This window comes from Streptomyces sp. MBT65 (assembly GCF_016612545.1).
In the GTDB taxonomy this organism is placed as follows: Bacteria; Actinomycetota; Actinomycetes; order Streptomycetales; family Streptomycetaceae; genus Streptomyces.
The window spans coordinates 1-5,376 of the sequence record NZ_JAENRY010000513.1 but is presented as its reverse complement, the minus strand read 5'-3'; the positions used below and the strand labels follow the sequence as shown (position 1 = coordinate 5,376).

The window sequence follows — 5,376 nt, the reverse complement described above, 5'->3', positions numbered from 1 at the left end:
AGTGCGAAGCCCGCCGGCGTCGCGCGGCGATCGTCGTCGCCACGCGACGCCGGCGGGCTTCGCACTCGTAGCCGTATCGCCGTATCTCAGCAGAGACCATTCCCGCGGACACCCCGCCGTTCACGACAGCCTCAAGGTCCGTGAGCGGCGGGGATCGTTCGTTCAGGGCAGCAGGGCCGTCGGCATCGCACGGCCGTACAACTCGTCGAGGCCGATCAGCAGAACGTCTCCTCCTTGCGCCTCGGCACGGAGGGCGTCGCTGAAGCCGACGCCGCTGAAGCAGGCCAGCCCGCACCGCGTCGTGTCCATGCCCCGGCCGGCGAGGAGGTCCCTGGCCCGCCTCAGGCGTTCCAGATGATTCACCCCCATGACGGTCCCCCACTTCGCCTCACCCAGCAGCGTGACCGCCGGTCTGCTCGCACCGGACCCCGATTCGACGACGGCCACATCGATCTCGATCTGCCGACGCTCCTTCGGGTCGGCCACCACCCCGCCGCCGACCTCGCCCAACGACGTACTCAGCAAGGACCGCCCGGGTCCGAGCACGTACTCCCGGCACACCGTCTCGAAATGCGGTCCCGCCACCTGTGCCGCGAAGCGCTCCGCCGACTGGCCCCAGACCTCCGCCGCCTGTCCGCTCTCCAGCCGCGCCCAGGCCGGACGCATGACCGCCTCATAGAAGTTGATCAGCGGTTCGGTGCTGCGGTACTGCGACTTCCCGGCCCGGAAGATGTCCGCCTCGCGCGCCAACAGATGGCTGTCCTCAAGGACGTTGAGCGGATGCGAGATGTCGACGGACTTACGGCCGATGTAGCCGGCGATGCCACCTCGCGTGGTGTTGCCCTGCGCCACCGCCGCGAGGACCGAGTGGTACAGCGCGGTGTCACGGATGTCCGCCTCCTCGGCGAGCAGATAACGCGCCTCGCGGAAGAGCGGACTGAACGGCGAGAGGACGGTACGGCACACCCACTCGTCGAAGTCCCCCAGGCCGGTGGGAACGTCGTCCGCCAGGAACTGGCGACGGTACGCGGGAGTGCCTCCGACCACCGCATGCAACCGTGCGGCAAGTGCCGGTTCGTCGGCCACACTCCAGAAATCCGCCGCGGCCCGGTATCCGAAGGGGCGCACGACGAGTTCGAGCTGGGCCCTCCCACGCAGCGGCGCGGTGCTGGCGAGCAGCCCTCCCATCACGGACATCGCCGAACCGCACAGGAGCAGCCGCATGCCGCTCTCCTCCACCTGGAAGCGGTCGATCGCACGCTGGATGAGCGAGGGAAGCTCCGGCGCCACCTTGACCAGGTAGGGAAACTCGTCGATGACCACAAGGAACGGACTGTCCCCTCGCCCTGGGACGACCGGCCCGAAGAGATACGAGATCGCGTCGTCCCAGGTCGCGAAGGAGAAGGGCACCGGGGAACCCTGGTACTCGGCCAGGGCTGCGCTGAACTGCCGGAGCGACTCGGCCTCGGTCCCGGCGGTGGCCCCGAAGTAGAACCCCCCGCACTGCTCGACGAGCGCCCGCAGGAGATACGTCTTCCCCATGCGCCGTCGTCCGCTGACGATGCCGAGCATGGCGTGCGGCAGCGGGCGGTTCACGAAGGCGGTGAGCGCGTCCCATTCGGTACCGCGATCGAAGAGGCGTGACGGCTTGTCCGGCCTTGCGTGTCGCTGCACACTCTCTCCCGTAGGTTAGGGATACACCCCTAAGGAGCATATCCCTAACCTGTGCCCGCTACCCCTCGACCGTCCCCAGCCACAGCTTCACGTACCGCTCCACATCCACGTCCAACCCCACGTCCACCAGGGCCTGTTCGCGTGCCCCCTCGTGGATCTCGGACTCGCCGTGCCGCGGGCGGCGGTCGACGATGGTCTGTCCCCGCCCAGGGCCCGGGGCGAGGGAGACCTCGACCGGGAGGAGGCGGGTGGTGAGGCCGCCGGGGTCGGCGACCGCGCAGACCGCGCCCGCGTCGCCGAGGCCGCCGGTGGGGGTGGGGTCGCCGGAGGCGGCCGGGTCGCGGTGGGCGAGGAGGTCGCCGGCCAGCTTGAGGCGGGGTTCCGTGCTCTGCCGCAGGCGCTGGACGTCGGCGGCCGGTACCTGCACCCGCTCGAAGACGTCCAACCCGTACATCGTGATCGGCACCCCGGCCGTGAGCAGGATCGCCGCCGCTTCCGGGTCGTGCCACACGTTGAACTCCGCGACCGGCGTGGCGTTCCCGACCGCCACCGCGCCGCCCATGAACACGATCCGCTCGATGTTGCGGGTGACCTCGGGGAACGTCCGCAGCAGCAGCGCGATGTTCGTCAGCGGCGCGGTGGGGATCAGGGTGACCGGGCGCGGCGAGGCCAGGATCTCGCGGCGCAGCAGCGTCACCGCGTCCACGTCGACCGGCCTGCGCGTCGACGCGGGCAGCCCCATGTCGCCCATGCCGTCCTGCCCGTGCACGTGCGCGGCCGACCGCGCCGGCTCGATCAGCGGCCGGGCCGCACCGCGCGCGACCGGGATGTCACCGGCACCCGCGTGGTCCAGGACGATCAACGTGTTCCGTACGACCTGGTCGACGTCCGTGTTGCCCGCGACACAGGTGACCGCGCGCAGATCGAGACCCGGGTGCCGGACGGCGAACAGCAGCGCCAGGGCGTCGTCGACCCCCGTGTCGCAGTCGATGATCACGGGGATGGGCTGACCGGTCACGGCAGGCTCCTCTCGGGGACGGTTCGGCGGATCACTGGTGACCTTACGCATCCGCCCACAGCGCGGCGCCGCGCGCCTCGACCCGCGCGCCGATGCCGTGCAGCAGTCCGTCGGGCGACAGCGGTTCGACCCGGCGACCGTCCCGCAGTCGTACGGCGACCAGGCCGGCGGCGGCCTCCCGTTCACCGATCACCGCCTGGTACGGGACGAGTCGCGCCGCCCGCACCCGGGCGCCGAGGCTGCCCTCGACGGCCACCTCGGCGCGCAGGCCCTGTTCCACGGCCCGCGCCACGAGGTCGTACGCCTGTGGCTCCTGCGCCTGCGACACCGGGAGGACCACCAACTGCACCGGCGCCAGCCACGGCGGGAACGCGCCCCCGTGCTCCTCCACCAGATGCGCCACCGCCCGTTCCACACTCCCGATGACGCTGCGGTGCACCATCACCGGCCGGTGTTTCGCGCCGTCGGCGCCGATGTAGTGCAGGTCGAAGCGCTCGGGCTGGTGGAAGTCGATCTGGACGGTGGAGAGGGTGGCTTCGCGGCCGGCCGCGTCCGCGATCTGGACGTCGATCTTCGGGCCGTAGAAGGCGGCCTCGCCCTCGGCGGACTCGTAGGCGACCCCGGAGCTGTCGAGGACCTCCCTCAGCAGCGCGGTGGCCCGCTCCCAAAGGGCCGGATCGGCGACGTACTTGCCACCGTCCCCCGGCAGGGACAGCCGGTGGCGGGAGGCGCGGATGCCGAGGTCGACGTAGGCGCGGGCGATGAGGGCCAGCGCGGTGCGGGCCTCCTCGACGGCCTGGTCCAGGGTGCAGAAGATGTGCGCGTCATTGAGCTGGATGGCGCGGACGCGGGTCAGTCCGCCGAGCACACCGGAGAGTTCGGAGCGGTACATGCCGCCCAACTCGGCGATACGGAGGGGGAGTTCGCGGTAGCTGTGGGAGCGGGAGCGGTAGATGAGGGCATGGTGCGGACAGAGGCTCGGCCGCAACACGACCTCCTCCGCGCCCAGTCGCATCGGCGGGAACATGTCCTCGCTGTAGTGCGACCAGTGCCCGGAGATCTCGTACAGCTCGCGCTTGCCGAGGACGGGCGAGTAGACGTGCCGGTACCCGGCCGCCCGCTCCAACTCCCTTACGTACTCCTCCAGTCCATGCCGAACGGTCGCACCGTCGGGCAGCCAGTACGGCAGTCCCGCGCCCATCAGCGGGTCGGTGTCGAAGAGGCCGAGCTCGCGGCCGAGACGTCGGTGGTCGTACATGGTGAACTCCTCGCGGGACAACGGGCCGAGAGGCGAGCACCACGCGACGAAGAAGCCCCGGGGCATTCGCCCCGGGGCTTCGACTTGGGTCAGCAGTCAGCGCGCCGGGACACTCTCCGGCGTCGTCGTCATGGAGACACGGGCGCGCTTCATGCGGGGGACCATAGCAGTCGTACGGCGGCCCGCGCGACGGGATTTGGGCCCGCCGGACGGGTTCAGTCGGGGAACCGGGTAGCCGACGTCAGGTTGCCGTTCCCGTCGCCCTGACGGGACGGGCCGCCTCAGCCCGCGAGCTTCTTGAGGAGTTCGTCCGCGACCGGTGCGGAGGAGGCCGGGTTCTGGCCGGTGACGAGGTTGCCGTCGACCACGAGGAGCGGGGACCACGGCTCGCCCTCCACGAACTCGGCGCCGAGTTCCACGAGCCGGTCCTGGAGCAGCCACTTGACCTTGTCGGCGAGGCCGCCCTGGGTCTCCTCGGTGTTGGTGAACCCGGTGAGCCGCCGCCCGGCGAAGGCGTTCGTACCGTCCTCCCGGGTCGCGGCGAGCAGCGCGGCCGGCCCGTGGCAGACCACGCCGAGGGGCTTGCCGGAATCGAGGGCCAGGGTGAGGAGCCGGCCGGAGTCGGCGTCCACGGCGAGGTCCTCCATCGGGCCGTGGCCGCCGGGGTAGTAGACGGCGGCGTAGTCCGCGAGGTCGACCTCGGTGAGCTTGACCGGGTGCCGGAACTCGGGGCTCGACGCGAGCACCTCCGCGACCCGGTCGGCGTTCTCCTGGCCGCCGTTGTAGTCGGGGGCCAGGCTGCCCCGGTCCACGGGCGGCACGACACCGCCGGGCGTGGCGACGACGACCTCGTGACCGGCCGCCTTGACGGCCTCGTACGGGGTGACGACCTCCTCGGCCCAGTAGCCGGTGGGGTGCCGGGTGCCGTCGGCGAGGGTGAGGTGATCGGCGCCGGTCAGCACGAAGAGGATCTTCGACATGGGGCTGGTCTCCAGGGATCGGGGGGGGAGGTCGGATGGGAGATCGGGTCCGGGATCGGGGGGATCGGGGGCGATCTCCTCGACAGTAGGCCGGGCGTGGAGGAGCGGCCAATGGCGGATCGCATACCCGGCATCGGGCGTCCGATGGCCCGCGGTGAGCGGGACGGTCACCCGGACGGCCCGGCGCGCTGGTGGGCGGGCGCGGGCGATGGTGCCGTGGGAGCGAGCACGCGGCGATTCCGCGTCCGGCACTCAGCCTGCCCGCACTCCGCATGCCCGCACTCCGCCCGCCCCAGGAGGGACCCTCGATGACCCGTTCCCCGGCCCGTGTCCTGCTGCTCGCCTCGGCACTGTCGGCGGGCACCCTGCTGACCACGGCGGGCTGCGCGAACGAGGGCATCCTGCACGAGGTGACGACCGCGCCCTCCCCCTCGGCCGTGCGCACC

General features: G+C 71.5%; 4 protein-coding genes. All 4 read right to left on the bottom strand.

The genetic code is table 11. From position 1 onward, the window contains the following. Positions 1–162: 162 nt before the first annotated feature. Positions 163–1,674 carry an ATP-binding protein gene (locus JHN63_RS49425; RefSeq protein ID WP_200691683.1) on the bottom strand — a complete coding sequence of 504 codons (1,512 nt, stop codon included), beginning with the start codon at positions 1,672–1,674 and terminating at the stop codon, positions 163–165. 58 nt (positions 1,675–1,732) lie between these two features. After that, on the bottom strand, positions 1,733–2,692 hold the full coding sequence (locus JHN63_RS49420; protein WP_200691682.1) for a nucleoside hydrolase: 960 nt from the start codon (positions 2,690–2,692) through the stop codon (positions 1,733–1,735). Positions 2,693–2,735: 43 nt separating this feature from the next. Next, complete coding sequence (gene thrS / locus JHN63_RS49415) at positions 2,736–4,016, bottom strand: threonine--tRNA ligase (RefSeq protein WP_267953875.1); 1,281 nt, start codon at positions 4,014–4,016, stop codon at positions 2,736–2,738. 215 nt (positions 4,017–4,231) lie between these two features. Then, positions 4,232–4,930 (bottom strand): type 1 glutamine amidotransferase domain-containing protein, encoded by a 699-nt coding sequence (locus JHN63_RS49410; RefSeq protein ID WP_200691680.1) that lies wholly within the window; start codon positions 4,928–4,930, stop codon positions 4,232–4,234. Between the last annotated feature and the right edge of the window lie 446 nt (positions 4,931–5,376).